23 protein-coding genes and 2 pseudogenes are annotated in these 23,890 nt (G+C 69.6%); 14 read left to right on the forward strand and 11 right to left on the reverse strand.

The genetic code is table 11. The features are described from left to right. Window positions 1–73 precede the first annotated feature (73 nt). On the reverse strand, window positions 74–1,129 hold the full coding sequence (locus tag ACZ4XD_RS30405) for a cytochrome P450 family protein (protein WP_468047308.1): 1,056 nt from the start codon (window positions 1,127–1,129) through the stop codon (window positions 74–76). Window positions 1,130–1,401: 272 nt separating this feature from the next. Then, entirely contained in the window at window positions 1,402–2,691 is a 1,290-nt protein-coding gene (locus tag ACZ4XD_RS30410) for an ATP-binding protein (RefSeq protein WP_468047310.1), read from the reverse strand. Window positions 2,692–2,935: 244 nt separating this feature from the next. On the opposite strand from ACZ4XD_RS30410, the gene ACZ4XD_RS30415 reads away from it, so the two are divergent. Next, entirely contained in the window at window positions 2,936–3,661 is a 726-nt protein-coding gene (locus ACZ4XD_RS30415; RefSeq protein ID WP_468047312.1) for a Mut7-C RNAse domain-containing protein, read from the forward strand. Window positions 3,662–4,690: 1,029 nt separating this feature from the next. On the opposite strand, the gene ACZ4XD_RS30420 is transcribed toward ACZ4XD_RS30415, so the two are convergent. After that, window positions 4,691–5,113: a hypothetical protein gene (locus ACZ4XD_RS30420; protein ID WP_468047314.1), complete on the reverse strand. Its 423-nt coding sequence runs from the start codon at window positions 5,111–5,113 to the stop codon at window positions 4,691–4,693. 15 nt (window positions 5,114–5,128) lie between these two features. Here ACZ4XD_RS30420 and ACZ4XD_RS30425 point away from each other — a divergent pair, with 15 nt between their 5' ends. The 3 genes from ACZ4XD_RS30425 (at window position 5,129) to hemC (ending at window position 7,794) form a co-directional block, all read left to right on the forward strand. Further along, window positions 5,129–5,473 (forward strand): hypothetical protein, encoded by a 345-nt coding sequence (locus ACZ4XD_RS30425; protein ID WP_468047315.1) that lies wholly within the window; start codon window positions 5,129–5,131, stop codon window positions 5,471–5,473. 124 nt (window positions 5,474–5,597) lie between these two features. Continuing rightward, complete coding sequence (locus tag ACZ4XD_RS30430; protein WP_468047317.1) at window positions 5,598–6,296, forward strand: class F sortase; 699 nt, start codon at window positions 5,598–5,600, stop codon at window positions 6,294–6,296. Window positions 6,297–6,858: 562 nt separating this feature from the next. Continuing rightward, complete coding sequence (gene hemC, locus ACZ4XD_RS30435; RefSeq protein ID WP_468047319.1) at window positions 6,859–7,794, forward strand: hydroxymethylbilane synthase; 936 nt, start codon at window positions 6,859–6,861, stop codon at window positions 7,792–7,794. A gap of 84 nt (window positions 7,795–7,878) precedes the next feature. On the opposite strand, the gene ACZ4XD_RS30440 is transcribed toward hemC, so the two are convergent. The 3 genes and pseudogenes from ACZ4XD_RS30440 to ACZ4XD_RS30450 form a co-directional block, all read right to left on the reverse strand. After that, a complete protein-coding gene (locus tag ACZ4XD_RS30440) occupies window positions 7,879–8,274 on the reverse strand; it encodes a nitroreductase/quinone reductase family protein (protein ID WP_468047321.1) in 396 nt (131 codons plus the stop codon). A gap of 58 nt (window positions 8,275–8,332) precedes the next feature. After that, window positions 8,333–8,590 (reverse strand): annotated as a pseudogene (locus tag ACZ4XD_RS30445) (glycosyltransferase family 2 protein); the annotation flags it as partial. Window positions 8,591–8,619: 29 nt separating this feature from the next. Next, window positions 8,620–8,757 carry a hypothetical protein gene (locus ACZ4XD_RS30450; RefSeq protein ID WP_468047323.1) on the reverse strand — a complete coding sequence of 46 codons (138 nt, stop codon included), beginning with the start codon at window positions 8,755–8,757 and terminating at the stop codon, window positions 8,620–8,622. Window positions 8,758–9,215: 458 nt separating this feature from the next. On the opposite strand from ACZ4XD_RS30450, the gene ACZ4XD_RS30455 reads away from it, so the two are divergent. After that, window positions 9,216–9,371: a hypothetical protein gene (locus ACZ4XD_RS30455; RefSeq protein ID WP_167536036.1), complete on the forward strand. Its 156-nt coding sequence runs from the start codon at window positions 9,216–9,218 to the stop codon at window positions 9,369–9,371. 84 nt (window positions 9,372–9,455) lie between these two features. Here ACZ4XD_RS30455 and ACZ4XD_RS30460 read toward each other — a convergent pair whose 3' ends face one another. From ACZ4XD_RS30460 to ACZ4XD_RS30475, 4 genes are all read right to left on the reverse strand, one after another. After that, window positions 9,456–9,800 (reverse strand): MmcQ/YjbR family DNA-binding protein, encoded by a 345-nt coding sequence (locus tag ACZ4XD_RS30460; protein ID WP_468047326.1) that lies wholly within the window; start codon window positions 9,798–9,800, stop codon window positions 9,456–9,458. A gap of 96 nt (window positions 9,801–9,896) precedes the next feature. Then, complete coding sequence (locus ACZ4XD_RS30465; protein ID WP_468047328.1) at window positions 9,897–10,376, reverse strand: potassium channel family protein; 480 nt, start codon at window positions 10,374–10,376, stop codon at window positions 9,897–9,899. A 120-nt stretch (window positions 10,377–10,496) separates the two neighbouring features. Then, window positions 10,497–11,501, reverse strand: a complete 1,005-nt coding sequence (locus ACZ4XD_RS30470; RefSeq protein WP_468047330.1) for a trypsin-like serine peptidase — start codon at window positions 11,499–11,501, stop codon at window positions 10,497–10,499. A gap of 318 nt (window positions 11,502–11,819) precedes the next feature. Beyond that, window positions 11,820–13,178, reverse strand: a complete 1,359-nt coding sequence (locus ACZ4XD_RS30475) for an alpha/beta hydrolase (RefSeq protein ID WP_468047332.1) — start codon at window positions 13,176–13,178, stop codon at window positions 11,820–11,822. A gap of 158 nt (window positions 13,179–13,336) precedes the next feature. On the opposite strand from ACZ4XD_RS30475, the gene ACZ4XD_RS30480 reads away from it, so the two are divergent. Beyond that, complete coding sequence (locus ACZ4XD_RS30480) at window positions 13,337–14,323, forward strand: ArsR/SmtB family transcription factor (protein WP_468047334.1); 987 nt, start codon at window positions 13,337–13,339, stop codon at window positions 14,321–14,323. 110 nt (window positions 14,324–14,433) lie between these two features. After that, window positions 14,434–14,895, forward strand: a complete 462-nt coding sequence (locus ACZ4XD_RS30485; RefSeq protein ID WP_468047336.1) for a hypothetical protein — start codon at window positions 14,434–14,436, stop codon at window positions 14,893–14,895. Window positions 14,896–14,913: 18 nt separating this feature from the next. Here the strand turns inward: ACZ4XD_RS30485 and ACZ4XD_RS30490 are convergent. Then, window positions 14,914–15,206: pseudogene (locus ACZ4XD_RS30490) on the reverse strand (transposase); the annotation flags it as partial. Window positions 15,207–15,216: 10 nt separating this feature from the next. On the opposite strand from ACZ4XD_RS30490, the gene ACZ4XD_RS30495 reads away from it, so the two are divergent. The 7 genes from ACZ4XD_RS30495 (at window position 15,217) to ACZ4XD_RS30525 (ending at window position 23,379) form a co-directional block, all read left to right on the forward strand. Then, a complete protein-coding gene (locus ACZ4XD_RS30495; RefSeq protein ID WP_468047338.1) occupies window positions 15,217–15,477 on the forward strand; it encodes a helix-turn-helix domain-containing protein in 261 nt (86 codons plus the stop codon). 88 nt (window positions 15,478–15,565) lie between these two features. Then, a complete protein-coding gene (tap, locus tag ACZ4XD_RS30500; protein ID WP_468047340.1) occupies window positions 15,566–17,806 on the forward strand; it encodes a telomere-associated protein Tap in 2,241 nt (746 codons plus the stop codon). 9 nt (window positions 17,807–17,815) lie between these two features. Further along, the gene (gene tpg, locus ACZ4XD_RS30505; RefSeq protein WP_468047342.1) at window positions 17,816–18,373 is read left to right on the forward strand and encodes a telomere-protecting terminal protein Tpg; all 558 of its coding nucleotides are present in this window, start codon (window positions 17,816–17,818) and stop codon (window positions 18,371–18,373) included. 174 nt (window positions 18,374–18,547) lie between these two features. Beyond that, entirely contained in the window at window positions 18,548–19,687 is a 1,140-nt protein-coding gene (locus tag ACZ4XD_RS30510; RefSeq protein WP_468047407.1) for a GDSL-type esterase/lipase family protein, read from the forward strand. A 311-nt stretch (window positions 19,688–19,998) separates the two neighbouring features. Continuing rightward, window positions 19,999–20,691: a DUF4232 domain-containing protein gene (locus ACZ4XD_RS30515; protein WP_468047344.1), complete on the forward strand. Its 693-nt coding sequence runs from the start codon at window positions 19,999–20,001 to the stop codon at window positions 20,689–20,691. Window positions 20,692–20,910: 219 nt separating this feature from the next. After that, window positions 20,911–21,231, forward strand: coding sequence for a hypothetical protein (locus ACZ4XD_RS30520; protein WP_468047346.1), 321 nt, complete (start codon window positions 20,911–20,913; stop codon window positions 21,229–21,231). A gap of 312 nt (window positions 21,232–21,543) precedes the next feature. Continuing rightward, entirely contained in the window at window positions 21,544–23,379 is a 1,836-nt protein-coding gene (locus ACZ4XD_RS30525) for a glycoside hydrolase family 15 protein (RefSeq protein WP_468047348.1), read from the forward strand. The last annotated feature ends 511 nt before the right edge of the window (window positions 23,380–23,890 follow it).

Here is a 23,890-nt window from a genome sequence, read left to right on the forward strand (position 1 = left end):
GCCGGACGAACTCCCACTCGGCATCCGACAGTTCATGGCGACGTATCACCCGACCATGATCCACCACCCGAGATCATTTGAAGACACTGCCTAGGCAGAAGTGGATGCCGTGGCCGAAGGCGGTGTGTCCGCGTGCGTCGCGGGTGATGTCGAAGTCGTCGGCGACGGCGAAGAGTTCCGGGTCCCGGGAGGCGGAAGCCAGGGCGATCACTACGGTCTCGCCCGCGGGGATCAGGGTGCCGCCGATCTCGACCGGCTCGCCGGTGAAGCGCCAGGTGGTCGTCTCCACCGGGCCGTCGTAGCGCAGCATCTCCTCCACGGCGTTGTCGAGGAGGGAGAAGTCGGCTCGCAGGGCGGCCAGTTGGTCCGGGTGCTGGAGCAGGGCGCGTACACCATTGGCCAGGAGGCTGACGGTGGTCTCATGGCCTGCGACCAGCAGCAGGAAGGCGGTGCCGACCAGCTCGTCACGGGAGAGCTGGTCGCCGTCCTCGTCGTTGGTGCGGATCAGGGCGCTGAGCAGGCCGTCGCCGGGGGCGCCGCGCTTGGTTTCGATCAGGTCGACGAGGTAGCCGGACATCGCCGCAACCGCGTCTTGTGCCGCCTCGTCACTGGTCGGCGCGACGATCTCGTTCGACCAGGCACGGAAGGCCTCGCGGTCCATGGCGGGGACGCCGAGCAGTTCGCAGATGACGGTCATGGGCAGCGGGAAGGCGAGGGCCTCCACCAGGTCGGCACGGCCCTCGGGGGCGGCGAGCATCGTATCCAGCAGCTCGTCGGTGATCTGCTGCACCCGTGGCCGTAGTGCCTCGACGCGGCGGGAGGTGAATTCCTTGGCCACGAGCTTCCGCAGCCGGGTGTGCTGAGGCGGGTCCGCGTCCAGCATGTTCGTGAAGAGGGCCGAGACCTCGCCCTCGTCGTTCTGCGGCATGGCGACGCGCCAGTCCTTGTTGAGGCGGGAGTCGCTGAGCGCGGCCCTGACCGCTTGGTGCCCGACGACCAGCCATGCGTCGTTGCCGTAGGGGAGGCGCACCCGGTGTACGGGCCCCTGGGCACGCAGCTTGGCGTAGTACGGGTAAGGGTCCTTGGTGAAGTCCTCGCCGTACGCCCCCAGATCGACAATCTCCGCCATGCGTGGTCCGCCCCTCTCGATGATCCCCGATGGTGCACGAGTTCCGGCACCGGTCAGACCGTACGTACGCGAACCCGGAGTCAACATCGGTCCCACGGAGGAATCGCAGCGGTCCATGTCCTCCCGTTGCAGTGCTCCGGCTGTAGTTCTGTCGTCCGACGTCGGCTCCGTGGGAGAGCCCCCGGCCCGGCCCGCAGTGGGTGCGTGGCTGGGGCCGATCCGTCCGGCTTCCCGCCGGTCGGTGCGTGGGGGGGGGAGGGCCGCGCCGGCCGTCAGCAGCGGGCATGTGCGGTGATGTCCGCACTGAATTCGTCGACCATGGCGGGGGTGACGGTCGGCCGGCACCGGTCGATGGCGGCGAGATAGTCGTCGGTGCTCGCCCCGAGCCGCCCGTGCGCGGCCGCGCCGCCACCGAGCGCCTCCAGGTCCCGCTCGAAGGACGTCTGGGCGGCCATCCGGGCGGCGTGCTCGATATCGGCCGGGGTGAACAGCTCGCTGGCCGCCACCAGTGCCGCCACATCCACCTCGGGACGGCCGTCCGTGTACCGGGACCAGATCGCCGACCGGGCCGCCGCGTCCGGCGTACCGATCGGGATCAGGTAGTCGAACCGACCCGGCCGCAGGAACGCCGGATCGAGCGAGCGGATGGAGTTGGTCGCACAGACCAGCAGCCGCTCGTCCCGCTCCCGGAACCCCGGTATGAGCTTGAGCAGCTCATTCGTCACCCCGTGTAGCCCGCCCGGCTGGGCGGGCTCATGGCGGACCGGAGCGATCTCCTCGACCTCGTCGATGAAGACGAGGACCCGCTCCAGTTCCGCGATCCGGGCGAACGCGCTGCGCAGTGCCGCCGCCAGATTGCCCTCGTCGGCCAGCCGGGACGGCAGCAGCTCGACGAACGGCCAGCCGAGCCTGGCAGCGATACCCCTGGCGAAAGTGGTCTTCCCGGTCCCCGGCGGCCCGAACAGGGCGATGGCACGAGGCGGCCGTACCCCGTGCCGGGCGGCTCGCTCCGGCTCCGCCAGCGGCAGCACGACCCGCCGCTCGATGAGGTCCTTCTCCGCCTCCATGCCGGCGACCTTGGCCCACAGATCAGCGGGCAGGAAGCGCCCGCCGAGGTCCTCCAGGAGGCTGGCCGCGGGGCCGTGGTGCGGTTCGACCTTCTCGAAGTAGGCCACCGCGGGCTGCCGCGTATAGCCCGCGTTGAGCAGGCCCTCGCCGAGCAGATCCTCTTCCGGAAGCACATAGGCGATCCGGCTCACCCGGGCCGCCACCAGGCGCCGCTCCAGTTCCACCAGCAGCGCACTCGCCAGCCCCCGGCCACGCCAGGCCGAGGAGATCGCGATCCGCATCACCCAGCCCCGCTCACCCGCCACACAAGCGAGCGCCGCCCCGATGGGAGCGCCCTGGTGGACGGCCACCACGGCAGGCTGCCGAGAAGTCAGCGCACTGATGCACTCCGCGAGCGAGAAGACGGACTCCTGCCCCAGCTCGGCCGTGGAGTCGATCAGGTGGACCACTTCGGCGAGATCGTTCTCGCGGTAGTCGTGGATGTGCCAGTTCACCGGTGCCGCCCCTCATTGGTGATGGTGGTGGTGTGGTGGCAGTGAGGCTAGGGGCGGCGGGGGAGCGGGGCCTGCTCCACCGTGCACAATCCGGGGCGTCGACCGCTACGGTCCGTATGTAGCCAGACGCGCCACCGCCGCGGTGGAGCCACGGCACAGCCACCTGCCGGGCGGCGCACCCCGTGCCTCTGACCGGCAGGAATCCGCTCGCTGGCATGGCTCGCCCGATGGCATGCTGTCCGGCGTGAACGGACCCGAGATCCACTTCAGCTTCGACCCCGCACTGCACCTTTTCGTCGCTTCAGCGCACGGCACCGCCGGTACGCCCGTGGCAACCGATGGCTCATCGACGCTCGGTCATGTCGTCGAGTCGCTCGGCGTCCCGCTCACCGAGGTCGGCCGGCTTGTCGTGGACGGTGCCGAGGTTCCCGTCTCCCATGTCCCGCAGGAGGGCGAGCGCATCGAGGTGTACGCCATCGAGCGTCCACAGCGGCTCCCCGGCGCGCCGCTGAGGTTCCTGCTCGACGTACACCTCGGCACCCTGGCACGCAGGTTGCGGCTGCTCGGCGTTGATGCGGCTTACACGAACGAGGACCCCGGAGACGCGGCGCTGGCCGCGCTCTCGGCGAAGGAACAACGGGTACTCCTCTCCCGGGACCGCGGGCTGCTGCGACGGCGGGAGATCTGGGCGGGCGCGTTCATCTACAGCGACCGGCCCGATGAGCAACTCCGGGACGTGCTGGGGCGCTTCGCCCCCACCCTCGCGCCGTGGACACGCTGCACCGCGTGCAACGGCCGGCTCATGGACGCCGACAAGGACTCCGTCCGTGAGCACCTTGAGCACGGCACGCAGCGTACGTATGACGTCTTCGCGCAGTGCACGGCATGCGGCCGCGTCTACTGGCGAGGGGCGCACCATGCCCGGCTGGAGGCGATCGTCGAACAGGCGCTCCGGGAAAGCGCCACCTGAAGGGCGGGGCAGGTCGCTTTGCGATGTTTCACATGAAACATCGGACGGCCTCTCGGCTGATCCTGTTGGGCGTACGAATTCCGCAATCCGGGTGAGGGCTCTCGTTCAGGGGTGTCGGCAGGGCTGGTCATTGCCTATTGCCGGGAGGTGGTCGAGTGGGCTGCGAGGGCCGTTGATCATTAGCGGGATCGCGGACAGGGCGACGCCGTCCACGAGGCCGGGTAGGCCGACGACCAGGTCTCGCAGAGCTGCTTCCCAACTCGCCCTGAAAGCAAGGCGATGCGCCATCGGGGTAGTTGGGCCCGAGCTGATTCCGTGGCGGCGCTTCACCACCAGAGCCCTTCGCGGCCGCCTGCGATGAGACCTGCTTGTCGTTTTCTCGAAGGGGCGGCCATAAAAAGGGAGTTGGCGAATGGGCGGCCGCCCCGCCGCGCCCCGTATGCCGCCAACAGGTACCCCGTGCCCACTCCGCCGATATCGACCGGCACTGCCGTGCGGAACGAGAGGAGATGGCCGGCGAAGGCGAGTCGCCCTCGTCGGCAGGCGCAGCCGGAGCCGTTCCCGATGCCCGCCGGAGCCTTGTGCGCCCAGGGCGGTATGCCCGTCGCGCCGGCTGTGGCCGGCCACCCGCCCGCCCCTCCAGGGGGCGTGGACTCCCTGCTGCGTCGCCCGGCACGGCGAAGCTGTTCAGACCGTCAGGAACCGTCGGCGTGTCGCGGAAGGGCCCGGTTCGCGATGCTCGTTGCGCGAGGAATGGCGCGGCTCGGAGGGCCCCTCGGAGCCCTCTAGCCCACTCGTTACGCGACACGCCGACGACGCGCGCCGTCCAATGGGTGAATCCGCTGCCTTCCGCCACCCGAAGAGCCCACGGCGTACCTCGAATGCGACGTTCTCCGGTGGTGCGCGACCGCGATCCGGCTGACGGTGATCACGTCGCCACTGCGATCCGATGAGCCGACAAAGAGTCAGCCTTCGCAGTCGCGCCGAAAGGAACATGTCCCCATGCGCACTGCTCGCACCCTGTTCGCTTCAGCCGCCATCACGGCGGTGCTTGCAATCTCTGCTCCGGCTGCGAACGCCATGATCACGGAGGACATTGCGTCGGACAGCGCTTCCTCCAGCAACCACAACCAGGCCACGAACGGCGACCGCGACCGTGACCGTGACAACGGTCGGGACCGTGACCGTGACCGTGACCGCCGGCGTGACCACTGCCGTGATGGCCGCGACGGCCGCGATGGCCGCGATGGCCGGGGCAACGGCCGTGACGGCCGCGACGGCCGCGATGGCCGGGGCAACGGTCGTGATGGCCGCGACGGCCGTGACGGTCGCGATGGCCGCGATGGCCGCGATGGCCGCGGCGGACGTGACTTCGGTCGCGACGGCCGTGACGGCCGGGGCAACGGCCGTGACCACTGCCGTGACAACCGCAGGCCGAGCGGTGGCATGCACACCGGTGGCGGTGCCATGGCCAAGACCGTGCTCGGTGACTGGGACCAGGGCAGCGGCTACGGCGACGACCACGACAGGCGTGGCGGCCACGGCGACCGCGACCACGGCCGCGGCGGTGACCGTGACCACGGCCGCGGCGGCGACCGCGACCACGGCCGTGACCACGGTGGCTACGGCGACCGTGACCACGGCGGCTACGGCGGTGACCACCGCAGGCCGCACGGCGGCATCCACACCGGTGGTGGCGGCCTGGCGACCGGCGGCGGGATGGCCGCGGGTTCCGTGCTGATGCTCGGCGGTCTCGGCGCCGGTGCGTACATGCTGCGTCGTCGCAATGCCTCGGGTACCGCGGCTGCCTGATCAGGCACCGCACGGAGACCGATGCGCTGTCGCGGCCACCGTTCCACGTGGACGGTGGCCGCGGCGATTGCGCACCGATGCCCCCCTCACGCCCCACCGCCTCGTTCACGAAAGGCACCCTGACATGACCGCCCCGCAGTCGCCTCAGCCGAATTCGAATCCCTCCCGGACCGCCTCCGCGTCGCGCCCCATCGGCCGCGGTCTGCTGTGGTCTGCGGGAGCGTTTCTGCTGGGCTCACTTCTCGTCTACAACTCGGTGGACACCTCGGCGGACCCCAAGCCGCAGTCCCACTCCGCCGTGGCCGAGTCCGCCAACCCGCACAGCTCCGCCTCTCCGGCGGTCCCCGACCTGGCCCTGCCCCGTTCCGCACCGAAGCGGGTGTCGATTCCGCAGATCGCCGTCGACGCGCCCTTCACCCAGCTGACCATCGGCCCGACCGGGCAGCTCAACGCGCCGCCCGCGGGCGACAAGAATCTCGTCGGCTGGTACAAGGACGGTGCCGCGCCGGGCGAGCGCGGATCGGCGATCATCGCTGGTCACGTGGACACCAAGACCGGACCGGCGGTGTTCTTGCAACTCGAATCGCTCAAGCCCGGCGCCTCGATCAACATCACCCGTGAAGACGGCATCATCGCCACCTTCAAGGTCGACTCCGTCGAGACCTTCAACAAGGCGCGATTCCCGAACGAGCGGGTCTACGCCGACGCTCCCACCGCGCAGCTTCGCGTGATCACCTGCGGCGGCGCGTACGACCGGAAGGTCAAGGACTACGTCGACAACGTGGTGGTGTTCGCCCACCTCGCGTCGTTCAGAAACGCCTGAGTGGGCTCGCTGCGCATCGCAGAGGCCCGCACTGGCATCCCAGACAAGCCCAGGCCGCCGCTCCACCGACCGGCCTGGGCTTTGTCGTGGGCGGGAGCCAGGCCGGGAGCCGCGGGCCGTCTCAGGAGCTGGTGGCCAAGAGCCGTACCGAAGCGGGGCGCCGGGCCAGGGACCTCTGGATCCGGCTGCGGCACCCCTGGGCGCGGCACTGAGGGCGGCTGAAGGGCCCGCTCTCCACGGGATGCCGACGCGCCCCGCGTCTGCTGCAATTCGTCCCGGGCCGGGCCGGGGTGTCCGCGTCCGCCCCGGCACACCCGGCCGGCGCAATCGCGCGGACCTGTCCCTACACCCTCGCGTCCCAGCGCCACGTGGTGCGCCGAGGCAGACCTCAGCAGCTCAGCACGCCCGGTGGCCCACAGCGGCCACGGCCGACGGCGGCAGCGCGGCTTCGGCCGCGGGAAGTTGACCGGGACATGTGGGACCGTACCGCTACGAGTGGAGCCGGGCGGGACCCGGGGCAGCGCGTGGTCGGTAACGGGATCTGACGGTCTATCGTGGGCCCATGTCCGCCCCAGAACTGATCCGTATCGTCTCCCGCGACTCGCCCATGGCGCTGGCCCAGGTGGAGCGCGTCCGCGCCGAACTCGGCGCGCTGCATCCCGGCATCGCCACGGAGGTCATCCCGGTCAAGACCACCGGCGACCGCTGGATGGGCGCCCTCTCCCAGGTCGAGGGGAAGGGGGCGTTCACCAAGGAGGTCGACGCCGCCCTCCTGGCGGGCGAGGCGGACCTCGCGGTGCACTGCGTCAAGGACATCCCCGGTGACCGTCCGCTGCCGGCCGGCACGACCTTCGCCGCCTTCCTGGAGCGCGATGACGTCCGTGACGCGCTGATCCACCCCGGCGGGCTCACCCTCGACGAACTCCCCGCAGGCACCCGGATCGGCACCTCGTCGGTCCGCCGGATCGCCCAGCTCGCCGGATCCCATCCGCAGCTCCAGTGTGTGCCGATGCGCGGCAACGCCAACCGCCGGATGGAGAAGCTGGCGGCCGGTGAGGCGGACGCACTGCTGCTGGCCGTCTCCGGCCTCGAGCGCATCGGGCGCCCGGACGTGATCACCCAGATCCTGTCCGTGGACGAGATGTGCCCGCCCGTAGGTGCGGGCGTTCTCGCCCTCCAGTGCCGCGAGGACGACACCCGGACCATCGACGCCGTCAGCGGCCTCGGGCACCCCCAGACGTTCCAGGAGACGACCGCCGAACGCATGCTGCTGCACGTCCTACAGGGCCACTGCAACAGCCCGATCGCCGGCTACGCCAAGACGGACCGTCGCGGCGAACTGTCCCTGCGGGCCTGCGTCTTCACCCCCGACGGCAAGACGGTCCTCAACGCACACGAATGGGCCGGCCCGCTCACCCCGGAGACCCTCGGCACGTCCGTGGCCGTCGCCCTGCTGCGCCAGGGGGCCCGCGAACTGATCGACAGCATCGCGCACTGAGAGCCGCGTCCCCGGAGGGCAGGCCACTACGGCCTGCGCGGTCACCCTGCTCTCCGGCAGAGCCGTGCCCGGCGACCGGCTCGGTCAGTCGTTGAGATCGACCCGGAACGTCAGCAAATTGGTCCCCACCGCCCGGACCGCCGTGCTGTTCAGCCGGGGCAAGGTCTTGAGCCGCGCGCGGGCGTCGTCCTCCGGGACCGGATGGGCGATTCCGGTATGCCATCGCCCCTTGATCCGGACCCGGACCTGCGGCTGCGCCTGAATGTTCCGTACGTACTGTGACTTCTCGCCGTACTCGGAAACGAACCAGAAGGCCCGCCCGATACGGCGTCCACCGATGGGTGTCCGCCGGGGCAATCCGGACTTCCGCCCGGTCGTCTCCAGAAGAGTCTGCTGCGGAAGCCGGGAGAGAATCGGATTGCCGATTCTTCTCTGGAACGACGTCACAGCCCGGAACTTGATCTCGCGATAGCGCGACATCCACGGCCTTCCCGTTGGTGAGAGCTTCGTTGCTATTGGTACTCGCCTTGCCCGCCGACTACACGACAGGTGGCCGGCCGGCGCGCGTCAGACGGAGAACGGTGCGCCACCGCAAGGGAGTTCTGGACCCCCAGCCGCCTGTCAGTCCCTCCCGGAGGCCGCTGAACCACGTGCGGAGGGCCTTGGGGGAGTGGATGCGGACGAGGCTCAGCAGGATCCAGGTGGCGAGATAGACGGGGATGAGCGGCAGCGGCAGGAGCCTTATGGCGAGCCATACCCGATTGCGGGCGACCAGCCGGTAGTAGACGTCGCGGCGGATCACGACAACGCCTTCGGTCATGACCGTCACCGTTCCCGCACGATTTCCAGCTCGACGCCCTGCTGGGCCAGCAGTGAGTCCAGGGCGCGGGGGAAGTCCTCCGGCCGGTCATTCATGGTGAGCAGAATCGCGCCGAAGCGAGGCAGCGGGAGGGGCAGGGGCATCAGGAGTACCTCGTCGATGTGCGTCGGTCGGGCTTGGCTCCCGGGGGTCAGAGCGGCCCGCAGTAGGTGTCGGCCGGGGTGCCCGTGGCCGGGCGTAGGACGTCACTCATGCCGTAGACCCTTGGCCGTCGCTCAGAGTTCACTCACTGGTCGGCTCACCCTAGCGGTCGGCCGGACGGTCGTCGGGGGACACGGCCACGGCGTCGGGGTCGAACACGCGCGCCCGAAACGCAGCGCGCCTCTGGGGCCTCAGGCCGTGGTCTCAGGCTCTGGGATGATCTTTTGCGTGCTCGCCGCGCACATGACACGATGTCCAGCGCCGCACGGGGGAGCGGCACACGTGTGGGGACAACCTCCCTTTGCGCACCGCGATTTCCACCGTGGTGCTCCCTTCTTTCCAGGGCGGCGAGAACCTACCAAGCCGCAGCACAAGGAATCACTAGGGAACGGGACGAGACATGACGACCTCCACGCACACCTCCAGCCCCACGCCGATCTACGAAGAGCTCGTCGAGGAGCACGGAGATATTCTCGCCGAGGCCCGTGAGGCCGCCGAGCGTTCCCAGCTGACCGCGTCCCAGGCGCTGGACTGGAGCGATCTGCGCCGTCGCTGACCGCGGTCTGCTCGGTGAGCAATGGCAGCAGACGGCAGCAGGCGGTAGTAAATGGCAGCGATCGGCGGGTCAGCGCCGGCCGGATCAGTCGTTCCCGGGGAAAGCGTCCACCAGCCGTTGCGGTGCCGCTTGTTTCCAGGAATCCACGAGGATGTCCCGTAGTTCGGTCAGGTCATCGAGCGCGGCCAGGCGCACTCGCACCCAATGGGAGCTCGCCTCGTGCGGCGGCACCCAGAACTTTTCCGGTTCTGCGGCGATCAGCTCCTTGCGCTCGTGAATGGGGCATCGCACGGCGAATGACGTCTCATCGTCGGGGATCGTGATGAACATCTTCCCGGCGACCCGGAAGGTGGGCATCTCCCAGGCCTCCTTCTCCACTGTCTCGGGCAGGGAGAGGGCGATACGGCGGACGTCAGCGGAATCGATCACGGTAAGTACTTTAGACGTGCGGCGAAGTGCACGAACAGGGATGTGCCGGGCTCCCCGCATACGCGAAGCTGCCCCCGAGGGCTGCGCCGCCCTTGCTCAGGAGGCGGAGTGCGTCCCCCTGTCCCGGATCAGACTCTCGACGTGATCGAAGCGCTCGTGCAGCGTGTGCAGCTCCGAACGCAGCGCCTCCGCGTCCTCGCGCGCATGGTTTCCCACCGCCTTGCCCAGGCGGACCATGTCCTGCTCAGCGTGGCCGACGAACCAGGTGGCCAGGGCCGCCGTGATGACCCCGAATGCCGTAATGGCGCTCAGCATCAGCAGGGAAGCGATGACGCGGCCCCACAGTGTGACGGGATAGAAATCCCCGTAACCCACGGTCGTCGCCGTCTCGATCGACCACCACAACGCCTTCGGATACGACGTGATATTGGCGTGTGGCGCACCGGATTCGGCGACCACGACCAGCGCGGCGCCCGCAAGGAGTACCGCGGTCATGACCACGGTGACCCAGATCGCCGCTTGTGCGTGCAGCCGGCGCCAGGCCTCATTACGGAAGAGGCGATTCAGTACGGACATGAGAAACGACGGCACCAAGGGGCGTCACCTTCCACTGCGGCCTGGTGGGCAACCGGCCTTTCGCCATCGCTGACATTAACAGGAGCGAACGCCATGCCCCGGATATGCCGGTGGCCGTGATCAGTGCGCTGCGACGTTCTGGCGTGGTGTGGCCGGGGGATCGCCATGGACGGCGTGCAGATAGAGCGCCAGGATGTCGAGCGTGAAATACGAGCTGTAGGAGACGTCCGGGAAGTCGCCGCCCGTGTGGTAGCCGCCGATGACGCCGATCAGGGCGTAACCGGTGACATTCCGCACCAGGAAGGGACCGCCGGAGGTGCCGCCGATATAGCCCGCACAGGCAATTTCCAGGAAATGGCCGGGGGCTGCTGGATCGGTGCTGGTGTAGCGGTGTGTGGAGGAGGTGCAGTCGAGCGGCTTGGGGTGGGTGGTGTCCTTGTTGCCGGGGTAGCCGATGAGCCGTACGGTCCGGTGGGCATAGCCCGGGTACGGCAGCAGGTCGAAGCCGCCGGTCACCTCCTCCACCTCGGCGCCGTCCTCCCGCGCGCCGAGCCGCACGACGGCATAGTCCCAGCGTGCGCCCGCGTCCGTGCCCAGGTCGTAATACCGCTGGTCGAGGTAGATGCGCTCGATGGGGTAGATCCCATGCGGCTTCAGCCCGTCGTGGTACTGCGGGACGAACGACAGATGCCGCTTCGGGTCGGGGGAGCGCAGACAGTGGGCGGCACTGACCACCAGGTCGCGATGCGGACTGCGGACGACCGTACCGCCGCAGAACCGGCCGGTGTTGCTGCCGTCCGTCCAGAAGAACGTCCCCACCTGGGGGAGGCCGTCGAAGGGGTGGCTCGGCGGGGTGTCGGCCGCCGTCGGGCGCGGCGCCCCCGCACCCTTTCTCGCGGCGGCCGGCCGCGCTGCCCGCATCCGCTGCGGGGTCCAGTACCTGTCGGCCGACTCGGCCGATTCGGCGGTGAGGTGTGACCCGTGGCCGTGGCCGTGGCCGTCCGCGATGTGCGCGGCGTGCGCCGGGGCCGCGGGCGCCGCCGGGGCGAGGGTGAATGACAGCCCGAGCAGCAGCGGGGTGAGCAGCAGGGCGAGACGGCCGCGTACAGCAATCGGTCTGCTCATGATCCGGGTCCTCCCGAGGGCCGGCTACGGAACGAGAGACGTGCGCGAGGCGAGCGTGCCATGGTCCTACGGCCGGGGAGCGTATGGCGAGAGGCCGGGTCGGAATGTCTGGCATTCGGAACGCCTGGCATACCGTCAAGAGCACATGAGGTGACGGCTGGGCGGCTGGGCGCGGAACTCATGGCTCCGCGTAGCCGAACCGGGGCCGGAGCCGGGGTCGGGGTCGGAGCCCGGGCCTGGCCGACGGGCTCGGCGGTCTGACGAGCCCCCGAGATCCCGAGCCCCGAGCACGCGGGCCACCCGGCCAGGCCCCGCCCCTCAGCATGTCGGCAGATGCCGGGCGAAGAACGAGACCACGTGGTGGCGGACCAGGGGGACCGAAACGGCCGGATCGATCGCGCCGACCAGCTTGATCCGGTGGGCGGCGGACATCAGCCCGGCAGCCTGCAACTGCGGCGCGATGGCGGCGTAGTCGGTGAACACCGCGTGCGCGGCGTGGTCGAGCTGCCGACGGATGGTGCAGCCGTGCCGGTGAGCGAGCATCGCCGACCAGGAACCCTCCAACTCCATCTTGTAGGGGAAGCCATCGGTGCCCAGGAGGAGCAGCGGCCGGTCCGTGCCGTGTTGGGCGATCGGAAAGAGCTTTCCTTCCTGGCCGGGGGACGCCGGGGGGTGATCCAGAAAGCCTTCCAGGTTGATCGCGGCCCGGAGGCGCCGGTCCTCGTACATCGCCTCGGCCGCGGTGGTGCCACCGGCCGAGTGGCCGTAGATGCCCATCCGCCGCAGGTCGAGCGCACGACCGAGGTGCTCCGGCAACGGACGGCCCGCCGCGTCCGGATTCCGTCCGGCGGCCAGCGCCTCCAGTTGGTTCAGCACGAACCGGGTGTCGGCAATACGGGTGTCGATCGTGGTACGGAACATCTTCGGGTCCGTCCGCGGGTTCCCCCGGAAAACCGTTTCCCGGACCTTCTTTCTCCCCGCCCGCGCGTGCGGAAACTCGACCTCACTGCCGTCGCCGGGGTGGTCGATGGTCACCACCACGTAGCCGCGCCCGGCCAGTTCTTCGACGATACCCGTGCCGAGGGTGCGCGGGTCGCCGCCTCCCGGGCTGTACAGCAGCACCGGCCGTCGCACATCCTGCGCGGGCGCGCCCGTATGCGCATGGGTCCTGGTGGCCGCCCAGTTCACGCCGTTCGCCGGCAGCCCCTCATGGAAGAGCGGGTCGATGAAGGGCACCCGCCCCGCGGCGCCCCTGGACATCTGCGGTGCGACCGGGTAGCCGCGCACGGTGCGGGCCGGATAGAACACCGTCGCCATCACTTCCCGGACGGGGAGCGGCTCCCATGGGTCGCGCCTGGCGCGATCGACCAGATACAGCGTGGTGACCCCGATCCGGTGCGGTCCGGTCGGCGCCGGCAAGCGGAGAGTGAGGTCCTTCGCGCCGCGGGCCTTCCCGGGCTCCGCCTTCGCGGGCTCCCCCTTCCTGGGCTCCGCCCGCGCGAGCCCGCCGCTGGTGAGCAGCATCGTGGTGGCCAGCGCGGCTGATGCGGTGAGGGTCCGACGGTTGATTCCTGCCTTCTTCTCGCCGCCGGGCACGGCACCCTCATGGCCGCGCTCCAGTGCAGACCTGCCGTCCGCGTCCGCTCGCTCCCCATCGTTGCCGCTTTTGTGGAACATACCTCTCCCCCTGTGCCTCTGTGATCTCGGTCCTTGTGCCTTCCGGCAGCCCCTGAGTCAATGGCGGGGCGTGGCCTGGATGTTGGCAGCGAGGGGGCAGGGCAGACCATCCTTCAGGCCCTGCCCTAAACGATGGCGGTCCGCCGCCGGGGAGAGTAGTGATCCGGATCCATTTCACGGCGGCCGACTTCGCCCAGGTCCGGTTCGCACCCCGGCCGGCCCCGCTGCAAGAGCTGAACGTGGCGCTCATGAAGATGTGCACGCCGGGCGACGAGTTGCTGTTCGGTCGCTGGCGACGGCGGTTGCTCCGGTCCCTGCCGCCCGCCGCCCAGCCGTTCGGTGACCTGGTCCCCGCCGCGGTGGCCCCCGCCTTCCTCGACGTTTTCAGCGACACCCTGAAGGACGGACTGGACACCGTCCGAGCTTCGCCCCCGGAGCTGGTCCGCGCCGAAATCGAGCGGGTCCACGCCCGGCAGCCGTCCCCGGCTCCGCTGTGGCTCCGCGATCTGCACCGGGGGGACGGCGCCGCCTGGCACCTCCTCCGCCGCGCGCAGCATGCGGCGTTCGATACGGCCCTGCGCCCGGTGTGGCCCGTGGTGCAGGACCTCCACCAGGCGGAGTTCACCCGCCATGCGCTGGCGGTCGCCGAGCACGGCATCGGCGCGGCACTCACCGAACTCGTCCCGGGCGCCCGGCTGCACGAGAACGTCTGGCACTGCCCGGCGCCCTACGAGCACGACATCAAGCCGCGCGGTCGCGGCGTACTCCTGCTGCCCACCTTCCACTGGACCGGCCACCCGCTCATCTCCGACCTGCCCGACCGCCCCGTGGCCGTGACCTATCCGGCCGGCCCGGGGCTGCCGCTCTCGCCGGCCGGGGCGGTCGGCACGGACGAGGCGCTGGCCGGCGTGCTGGGACGCACCCGCTTCGACATCCTGCTGCTCCTCGCGGACGAGCACACCACCAGCGAACTCGCCCGGCGGCTGAACGTCAGCAACGCCACCGCTTCCGTCCACACCGCCGCACTGCGCGGCGCGGGCCTGATCACCACGACCCGCTCGGGCCGGGCGGTCCTGCACCGGCGCACCGCGCTGGGGAGCCTGCTGGTGCGGCGCCGCGGCCGAACGGGGAGCGCGTGCGGCTGAGGCGGTGGGCATAGGGGGAGACAGCCCCTAGGAACTGTCTCCTTGATGAGTCGATCCACTGATCGGCGCCCCCTGAATGCTTGCGGCATCGTGCATGGAAGCCTCTCCACATGGACACATTCGCGGACCGACTCGACGGTGGGTGGAAGTGGTGGGAGGCCGCCATCGAAGAAGCGCAGGAGGGGCGCTGGGTCCGTGACGCCGTGGAGCGGCAAGTGATCGCGGACATCGGCGCCGCCACGAACCCTCTTCATGGTGGGCGGATGGCCCCGTTCACCGAGGACTCGTGGCACGTACGCATCGGGAGGATCGCGAACTGGGCCGGGGTGCTGCGGCTCGCGGCCCGGTCGGGCGGCTGGGTGCTCCAACCGCTCGCCGGGCGCAACCCGCCGCACCCTGCCGGCATGACCGAGTTGCTGTCTGGCATCTACGCGATCGGCGAGCAAGGAGAAATCTGGATGCAGCAGCTCATGAAGGGCGAACTGCCAACAGAAGACGAGGTCGCGAAGGCTGAGGGCTTCCTCACCGGGCCGGGGTCCATCGAGGACCTTGAGCTCTTCTTCTACGACTGAAAGGCCGTCTCTTCATCGTCACCGCCGTGCCCACATGCGAATGGCGGTGAGGTGCAGTGCGGCCTGGTAGGCGATGGCGAGCTTGTCCGTACGCATAGCCAGGCCGCGCCACTGCTTCAGCCGGTTGATGCATCTCTCGACAGCATTGCGCTGCTTGTATGCCTTGGCGTCGTAGCCGGGCGGGCGGCCTCCTGCGGGGCCTCGCCGTAGACGGTGTCAGATCTGATCGGCGGGCTGCGGATGACGGCACGGATTCCGCGCCGCCTGAGATGCCCATGGATCGCACGTGATGAGTAGGCGCGATCCGCGAGGGCGAGAACCATGCTCCGGCGCTTCGGCGACGAAGCCGGCCAGACGCCACTCACCTACCTTCAGACGGCCCGGGTGCGGCGGGCCAGACACCTGCTGGAGACGACCGACAAAACCGTCGCGAGCATCGCCGCCGACGTCGGGTACCGCGACCCGGGAGCGTTCAGCGCCCTCTTTGCCCAGCACACGGGTCGGCGGCCGCGGGAGTACCGCGCGCTCTTCCGCCGTCGCTGCGAGCGGAGCGGGGCAGAGGATCTCCGGAGGGAGACGTGAGCAAGGCCCGGGCGCAGTGCGATCCGCCGTGCGTTTGATCAGCGTTTCGGGGTGCGTCTCAGATAGGGTGGGGGCGGAGGTGTTCGCTGTGCCCAACGATCAGGATGAGCTGTTCGCATCGGTCGATGCGCTGCTTGAGCAGGCTGCCGCGCAGGACGCATTGCCCGAGCCGGCCGAGCGCAAGCGGCTGCGGGAGGCCGGTGGCCTGAGCCAGGATCAGGTGGCCAAGGCCCTTTCGGTGCGGCGCGAGACCATCACCAGCTGGGAGTTGGGCCGGACCGAACCGCGGCCACCCAAGCGCGCCGCCTACATCCGGCTCCTGGAGGGCCTGGCCGAACGCTTCCCCACCCAGGGGAGCCAGGGCAATACGTCGCCCGCTGCCGCGCCGGATGCATGCCATGGCCCTGCCGCCACATCACCGTCGCCACCGGCCCCGGCCCCGGCCTCGGCCCCGGTCGTGGCCCCGGCGCCTGCCCCTGCCCCGGCCGTGTCCCCGCCCTCGGCGCCCGGCGCTGCCCCCGTTCCCGCCCCCGTCCCTGCCCCCACCCAGGGGGCGCGCACCGGACCCACCTCCTCATCCCGGTCCGCGTCCCGTCGTCCGCCCGCGAAGAAGGCCGCGACGAACAAGCGGGCCACCGCTCCGGCCCCGCCCCCGCCCGCTGCCGATCCCCGGTTCGTCCACGGGCCGCTCGCCGTACTGGACGGCGACGGCTCGGCGTACTGCGTCGACGGTCTGGTCCTCGACTGCCCTGCCGCGACCTTCCCGGCCCTGGTCGAATGGACGCTGAACGAGGCGAAGCTGGGCGCGACGCGCCTCCACCGCCACGGCAAGGACGCCGATCCGCTCCTCGTCATCACCGCCGAAGCTGCCGAACGCCTGGGCTTGCCCCGCGAGTTGGAGGACCGGCGCGGTCTGCGACTGGCCGAGGACCACCCGGTCGTCAGGCAGCTCGTGCGAGCGAAGTGGCGGCTCACGCGCCGTGGTTTCGGACCCTGGCCGCGTATCTACCGCCCGGCGCAGGGCGGGGAGCGGCAGTGTGTGCAGTTCGCGATCCTTCCCTGGGGCGCGCTGGATGCGCGCTCCTGGGGGAATTCGGATCAGCTGCCGCCGGCGGAACTCGCGCGCGTACTTGGCTCCTACGCGACCCGGGTCATCACCCCGCGCGGCTCGACCGCGGTCTGCGGCCTGGAGCTGATGACGGCTCTGCGCCCACCGACCCGTGCCGTCAGGGAAGAGGCCACCGGCTCATGGGTGTCCGGCCCGAACCCCGGCGCCCTGACCGAGCCGGTCGACCCCGCGCCCCCCGAGGCGCCCGGCGAGCATCCGGTCGTCGCCTCCCGTTACCCGCGCCACCACGAACGCACCCCGGACCAGGCCCTGGACGAGGAGGCGTACGACTGGTTCCGGCCGCTCACCGACGAGGAGTGTGCCCGGGGCTACTCCCACGGGGTCGGCATCGACGTCAATATGGCCTTCGCCGCCGCGGCGAACCGCCTCAATGTCGGGACCGGCCCGGCCACCCACGTCAGCTCCCCGGCGTTCGACGCCAAGCTGCCCGGCTCCTGGCTGGTGGACCTCTCCCACCTCGACCTGGATCCCCGGCTCCCGTCGCCCTTCACCCCTAAGGGCACCCGTCCTACGGGACCGGCCTGGTACGCGACCTCGACCGTCGCCTACGCGGTGGAACTCGGTGCGCCGGTGCAGCCGATTGAGGCATACGTCCGGTACGAGCACGGCGCCTACCTGGACGCCTGGTACACCCGGCTGCGCGATGCCTACATGGCCACCATGGCGGATCTCGGCGTCACCGCCGGTATGCCGGATGACGAATTCCTCGCCGCCATGGCCCGCCACAAGGATCTCGACCCGGGACAGGCCGCCGTGCTGTCTGCCATCAAGTCGTCCGTCAAGGGCGGCATCGGCAAGCTCCGTGAGCGGCCGCAGGGCATCGGCTACACATACGGTGAGCGGTGGCCTGCTCTGGAGCGGCCGACCTGGAGCCCGCACATCCGGGCGGAGCTCATCGGCAAGGCCCGTACCAACATGCACCGCAAAATGCGGAAGCTCGCGTCGGCCGGCGTCTTCCCGGTCGCCGTACTGTCGGACTGCGCCGTCTATCTCTCGCACGGCGCCGGTCCGCTCGACTTCCTCCCCCGTACGGAAGAGGGCAAGCCGCTGCCGGGTGGGTTCCGGCTCGGCGTCTCCCCGGGCATGGTCAAGCACGAAGGCACCCAGGACTTCCTGTGGGTGGCGTCGATGATCGAGGACGAGCGGATCAACCCGGCTCGGCACATCAAAGGCAGCGACGCCGCAGCAGGCGGAGAGTAGGCAGACGCGATGGGCATCCTCGGCGACAGCCTGGACAAGGCCGCGGCGAATACCGCCACCCGCCCGATTCCGAAATCCGCCGGTGCGCAGATGCGGTTCCTGGTGAAGCGCGAGAAGGGCTCCACCAAAGCGGTGGCGCAACGACTCGGCATCTCCCAGCGCACGGTGGAGCGTTACCTGAAGGACCAGATCAAGCGGCCCCGCAAGGAGCTGGCCGCGCGACTCGTCGCCGAGGTCACCAAGGACTGGCAGCCCAGGATCCGCGACCGGGCCAAGAAGCAGGCGGCCAGCACAGGCGGCATCGTCATCGAGACCCGCGCCCGCTTCGGTTTCACCGCCGCACCGGGCACCACCGACGACGGCCGTATCCGTCTCATCACCCAGCATCTGCCACCGGCGTACGCAGCCCGCCTCTTCGACGCCCAAGCCGCCGGAGCATCGGAACAACAGCTCCAGAACATCGCCGCGGAAGGTCTTCAGGAGATCTATTTCAAGGACCGCGGCCGACGGGCGGACGGGCTCCAGGTGGAGTTCACCGATATCGATTATGTCGAGATGGAGTTCTAGGACGCTTGCCGCGGTCGTGGGGCGCGGTCGTATGACTGAGCGTTTCAGTTGGCCAGTGAGCGTTGCGCTTGGCCAGTTGAGCGTGTCGGCTTGTGTGCCAGGGTGGCGGTAGAGAACTCGCGGGTGCGTACACGCATCCGGACCTGAGAACGCTGGGGAGTCGTGACGGTGGCGATGCGGGCATTTCCGCTGGTGGGCGGGCCGGTGGAGTTACGGGGTGCGCTGGACTTGGAGAGGACGCAGGCGGGGGTGATGCCTCGCCGGTTGCCCGCGTGGACCAAGGAGCAGTACCAGGACCCGTCGGTCTACGGGGTGACGGTGATGCCTTCGGGGGTACGGCTGGTGTTCCGTACCGATGCGCGTGAGCTTGAGTTCGAGGTACTCACCTCTACAGGACAGCTCGACACCGACCCCCGACCTCGCCCGACCGGGATGCTGGAACTGCTGGTGGACGGTGCCCCCGCCGGGCGCCGGCAAGCACCGATGGGCAATGTGGTGCGGATGGCGGGCCCCGGGACCGCGCAGCGACTGGTACCCGGGGAGCCCGGGACCGTACGGTTCGCCGGGCTGCCGACCGGCATGAAGAACGTCGAGCTGTGGCTGCCTCAGCAGACCCCCACGGAACTGGTGGCACTGCGTGCTGACGGCGAGGTGCTGGCACCGTTGCCGGACGGTCGGCACCGCTGGGTGCACCACGGCAGTTCCATCAGCCACTGCCTCGAAGCCGACGGCCCGACCGGCACCTGGCCGGTGGTGGCGGCTTCTCTCGGGGGAGTGGAGGTGATCAACCTCAGCCAGGCGGGCAACGACATGCTGGACCCCTATGTCGCCCGGACGATCCGCGACATGCCCGCCGACCTGATCAGCCTCAAGGTGGGCGTCAACATCGTGGGCCTGGCCACCTTCCGGCTGCGGACGTTCGGCCCGGCGGTGCACGGATTCCTGGACACGATCCGGGACGGCCACCCGGACACTCCGCTGCTGCTGATGTCCCCGGTGAGCTGTCCGGCACTTGAAGAGACTCCCGGCCCGACCGCGATGGGCCCTGACGGGAAGATCACAGCCCTGGGCGACCCGGCCGATGTGGCCCGTGGGGCGTTGTCGCTGAAGGTGGTCCGCGACGAACTGGCCCGAATCGTGGCGGCCCGGCGAGCACGCGATGCCCACCTGCACTATCTCGACGGACGCGAACTGCTCGGCCCGCACGAGGTGGATGACCTCGCCGACGGCCTGCACCCCACCGCCGCCGCTTACCGCCGGATGGGCAAACGCTTCGCCGCGCACGCCTTCGCCGACGACGGCCCGTTCCGCTGAGTGATCGGGGCTCCGTACCTGCATCAGGTGCCGAGCCCGAGCGTACGGGCAGCCACCCTGTTCGCCCGCACGCTCAACTGGCCAACTGGAGTGCTCAGTCACATCGGCGGGTTGAGCCGAAGCGCGACAGCTGTCCGCAAGGCAGCCTGCGGAACTCCGGGCCGCCCGCGGCTCGGCCTCACCCGTTCGTGCGGTTTGTTTGCGGGACGTGAGTGAAGCGTTTCCAGAACGTCAGTGGCTCCGGCAAAAGTGGTGTCCACACCGCGGGAACGACCAAAGACTCCCGCACGAAACGCAGGGGGAACCTGATCATGCGTACTTCCCGGATTCGCACCGCCACACTGGCCGCCGTCACCGCCGCGCTGGCGCTGGGCCTGACCGCCTGCGGCGGCGCCGACGGCGGCTCGAAGGCGGCGGGCGGCGACAACGCCGCCGGTAGCGCGCAGAGCCGGTCCGCGTCCAACGGGGACGGCAAGGACGGCGCGGAGCAGGCCAACGGCGGCGCTGACACCAAGGACGGCGCGCGTGCGAAGACCGCCCCGGGCGGGACGAGCGAGGCCGCGAACAAGGGCGCCACGGCCGGCGCCCAGCAGTGCCGCGGTGACGAGATGCTGCTCACCGCGGTGCACCGGTTCGCCGGGCAGCAGGGCGACCACCTGCTGGTCACCGCCTCGAACAAGGGCTCCAAGCCCTGCTGGGTCACCTCGTACCCGACCGTGAAGCTCGGCGACGCCGGCGCCGCACTGCCGCACTCGAAGAAGGACAAGGCCGGTGGCGGCAAGCACATCACGCTCCAGCCCGGCGGCACGGCATACAGCGCGGTGAACCTCTTCGACTACGGCTCGAAGAACCACACGGCGCAGTCGCTCGCCCTCGCGCTGCGTGGCGCGGACGGTCAGAACGGCCCCTCTTACTCCGTCGCCATCAAGGGCGAGAAGCCGCAGTTCAGCTGGAACGAGGCCGACGTGCTGAACTGGAGCACCAAGAAGCCGTACGACTTCTGACGGCCCGTTGGCCAGTGACGTGTCATTCGGGACGCGCCGCACCGCGCGTCCCGAACTCCGCCGGCCCGGCGCCGGTGGGCCGGCGATCGTGTCCGGCTGGTCGTGGGCGGGGACGCTGGACCTCCCGATGAAACTCGTCAGATCTCGCTTTCGCAACCCACTTCGATGCCCCGGCGTCCAACTCCATGACGGACGGCTGCTGATCACCCGGGAGAGCACGTGGCGAAGAAGGACCAGACGACGGACGCGGCGCGGGAGAAGGACCGCGAAAAGTGGATGGCGCGTTTCCAGGTACGGCTGGCGATGCAGCCGGGCGTGGACCGGGCGGTCGTGCTCCAGGCGGTCAAGGATGTCACGGCGCACTGCGCGGATACGGGGGAGCACCCGCGGACTGCCTTCGGCGACCCGGACGCCTGCGCCGTGCAGGCCGCCGCGCGGCTGGTGCCGGCGGACCGGGCGGCGCGCGCGAAGCGGCACAACGCCGTGGTGGACGCGCTCGACTCCGTGCTGAAGGGTGCCCGGGACGTTGCCGGTCTGTGACCGGTTGAAGCGACATCCGTCATGCCCGGTGCACGGGTTCCGGCCCCGTGTCTGTGTCTGTCCGCCGGGGCTGCTGGGCTGGGCAGCGCAGGCGAGGGCGGAGGGCCGGAGCCGGTGCCACGAGCGGGGCAGGGCCCGGCACCCCGATCGTCGGGGTGGCCGGGCCGATTGCGGTCACGGTGAGTGACTGATTCGCACCGTGTGGAGCTGGGGGCGGTGGTGGTCGTGCCCCGTCCGCCACGACGGGGACATAAGGGCCCCGGGAGGTAATCTGAAGGCACTGCACCTGCTCCCCAATGCCGGGGAGGGCATATGACAGCCGGTGTGAGTCTTCGTCCCGGCAAGGCGGATGAACTCCGTTATACGCCCATCGCCGAGCACGGCATGATCGGCGATATGCGGACCGCTGCGCTCGTCGGTACCAATGGAACAATCGACTGGTATTGCTGTGCGCGATTCGACGCACCCAGCGTCTTCGGGGCGCTTCTGGATGCCGATCGCGGTGGCGCCTTTCAGCTGGCCGCGGATGTTCCCGCGCGGACGAAGCAATTCTATTTTCCTGACACCAACATCCTGATCACCCGGTTCTTCGCGGACAACGGGGTCGGTGAGGTCCAGGACTTCATGCCGATCGTCGGTGACTCCCGGGAGGCGGACCGGCACCGGCTGATCCGGCGGGTGCTCTGTGTGCGCGGGTCGCTGCCGTTCATCGTCCGGGTCGCTCCGCGCTTCGATTACGGGCGGAGTGTGCACACCGTGAGCTCCCAGCAGGGGCAGATCGTGTTTGATTCGCCGGGGCTTTCGCTGGCGCTGTCGTCCAGTGTTCCGGTCGAGATCGATGGCCCGGACGCCCGCTGCGCTTTCACGCTGGACGAGGGGAGTGCCGCGGTGTTCGCCCTGGACCGGATCGGTGACGGGGTGGAGCCACGGGCCTGTCCGCTGACGGAGGCGGAGGATCTGTTCGGCGCCACGGTGCGGTACTGGCGCGGCTGGCTGTCGCACTCCCGCTATCGAGGGCGCTGGCGGGAAATGGTGCACCGCTCCGCGCTCACCCTCAAGCTCCTCACCTACGCGCCGACCGGCGCCATCGTGGCCGCACCCACGACCAGCCTGCCCGAACAGATCGGTGGCGAGCGGAATTGGGACTATCGCTATGCGTGGGTGAGAGACGCCGCGTTCTGCATCTATGCGCTGCTCAGACTGGGCTTCACCGACGAGGCCAAAGCCTTTGTGCACTTCCTGTCCCAGAACGTCTGCCTCACGGAATGCGCCAAGGGCCCATTGCAGATCATGTACGGCATCGACGGTCGCAGCGAGCTGCCCGAGGAAGAACTCCTTCACCTGGAGGGCCACTTGGGATCGAGCCCCGTCCGGGTCGGCAACGACGCCGTCAATCAGCTCCAACTGGACATCTATGGGGCACTTATCGACTCCCTCTACCTCTATGACAAATGGGGGGAGCCGCTGTCCAGCGAGCACTGGGACACCATCGGCAAGCTGGTGGACTGGGTCTGTGACAACTGGGACCAGCCGGACGAAGGCATTTGGGAAACCCGCGGCAAGACCCAGAACTTTCTGTACTCGCAGTTGATGTGCTGGGTCGCGGTGGAACGGGCGATGCGGATCGCCGCTCACCGGGGGCTGCCGGCGGACATGGTCCGCTGGGGAAAGGCCAGGGACACCATCTACCGGCGGATCATGGACCGCGGCTGGTCCGGCAAGCGGCAGGCGTTCGTTCAGCATGAGGGCGATGACGTTCTCGACGCCTCCGTTCTGATGATGCCGCTGGCCAAGTTCATCTCCCCCACGGACCCGAAATGGCTTTCCACTCTGGACGCATTGGGCGAGGAGCTGGTGTCCGACTCCCTGCTCTACCGCTATGACCCCCGCAGCAGCCCGGACGGGCTGCGCGGTGAGGAAGGCACCTTCTCGATCTGCTCGTTCTGGTATGTCGAGGCGCTGTCCCGCGCCGGCCGGGTGGATGAAGCCCGGCTCGCCTTCGAGAAGATGCTCACCTACGGAAATCACCTCGGCCTGTACGCGGAAGAAATCGGCCGCACCGGCGAACAGACCGGCAACTTCCCCCAGGCATTCACCCACCTGGCCCTCATCAGCGCCGCATTCAACCTCGACCGGGCGTTGGGCTGAGGCCGGCGGTCGAGACCACTCCGGAGCGGGCTGACTCTGTTTTTCTCCGCGAGGACTTCCCCCGCGCGCCCCGTTCGGCGTCCCCGCAATGGCGCGGTGCTGCGAGCCGCTCTACCGTCGGCGGAGAACCCGTCCCGATGGCGGGGAAAGGCTGCGGCGCACTGCCCTTCGCACGTCGGTGCGCCCCAGCCGCCTTCCTTGTCCGGGTGCGGGTACGGGTGCGGGTGCGGGTGCGAGCGGAGTGCGGGACTCCGTCACCTTTGCCGGCCGGGCGCCCGTCTTCAGTGCCTGAGGTGGCGGGCTCAACAGGTGAACCTTCGGGCCGGGGGAGTCTTGTGGCCCGGTTCGGCTTCAACTGCTCCGTCTCGTCGAGAAGTTGACGATCGATCAGTTCCCGCCGCTGGATTTCGCCAGAACCCTTGACGCGCCCTCCACACATGGTGAACATGCATCGGGCAAGAGAGCGCTCCCATGAACTTCAATCGTTCACTTCCTGAATCAGGAGAGCCGC

Source organism: Streptomyces sp. NPDC029466 (assembly GCF_055574515.1).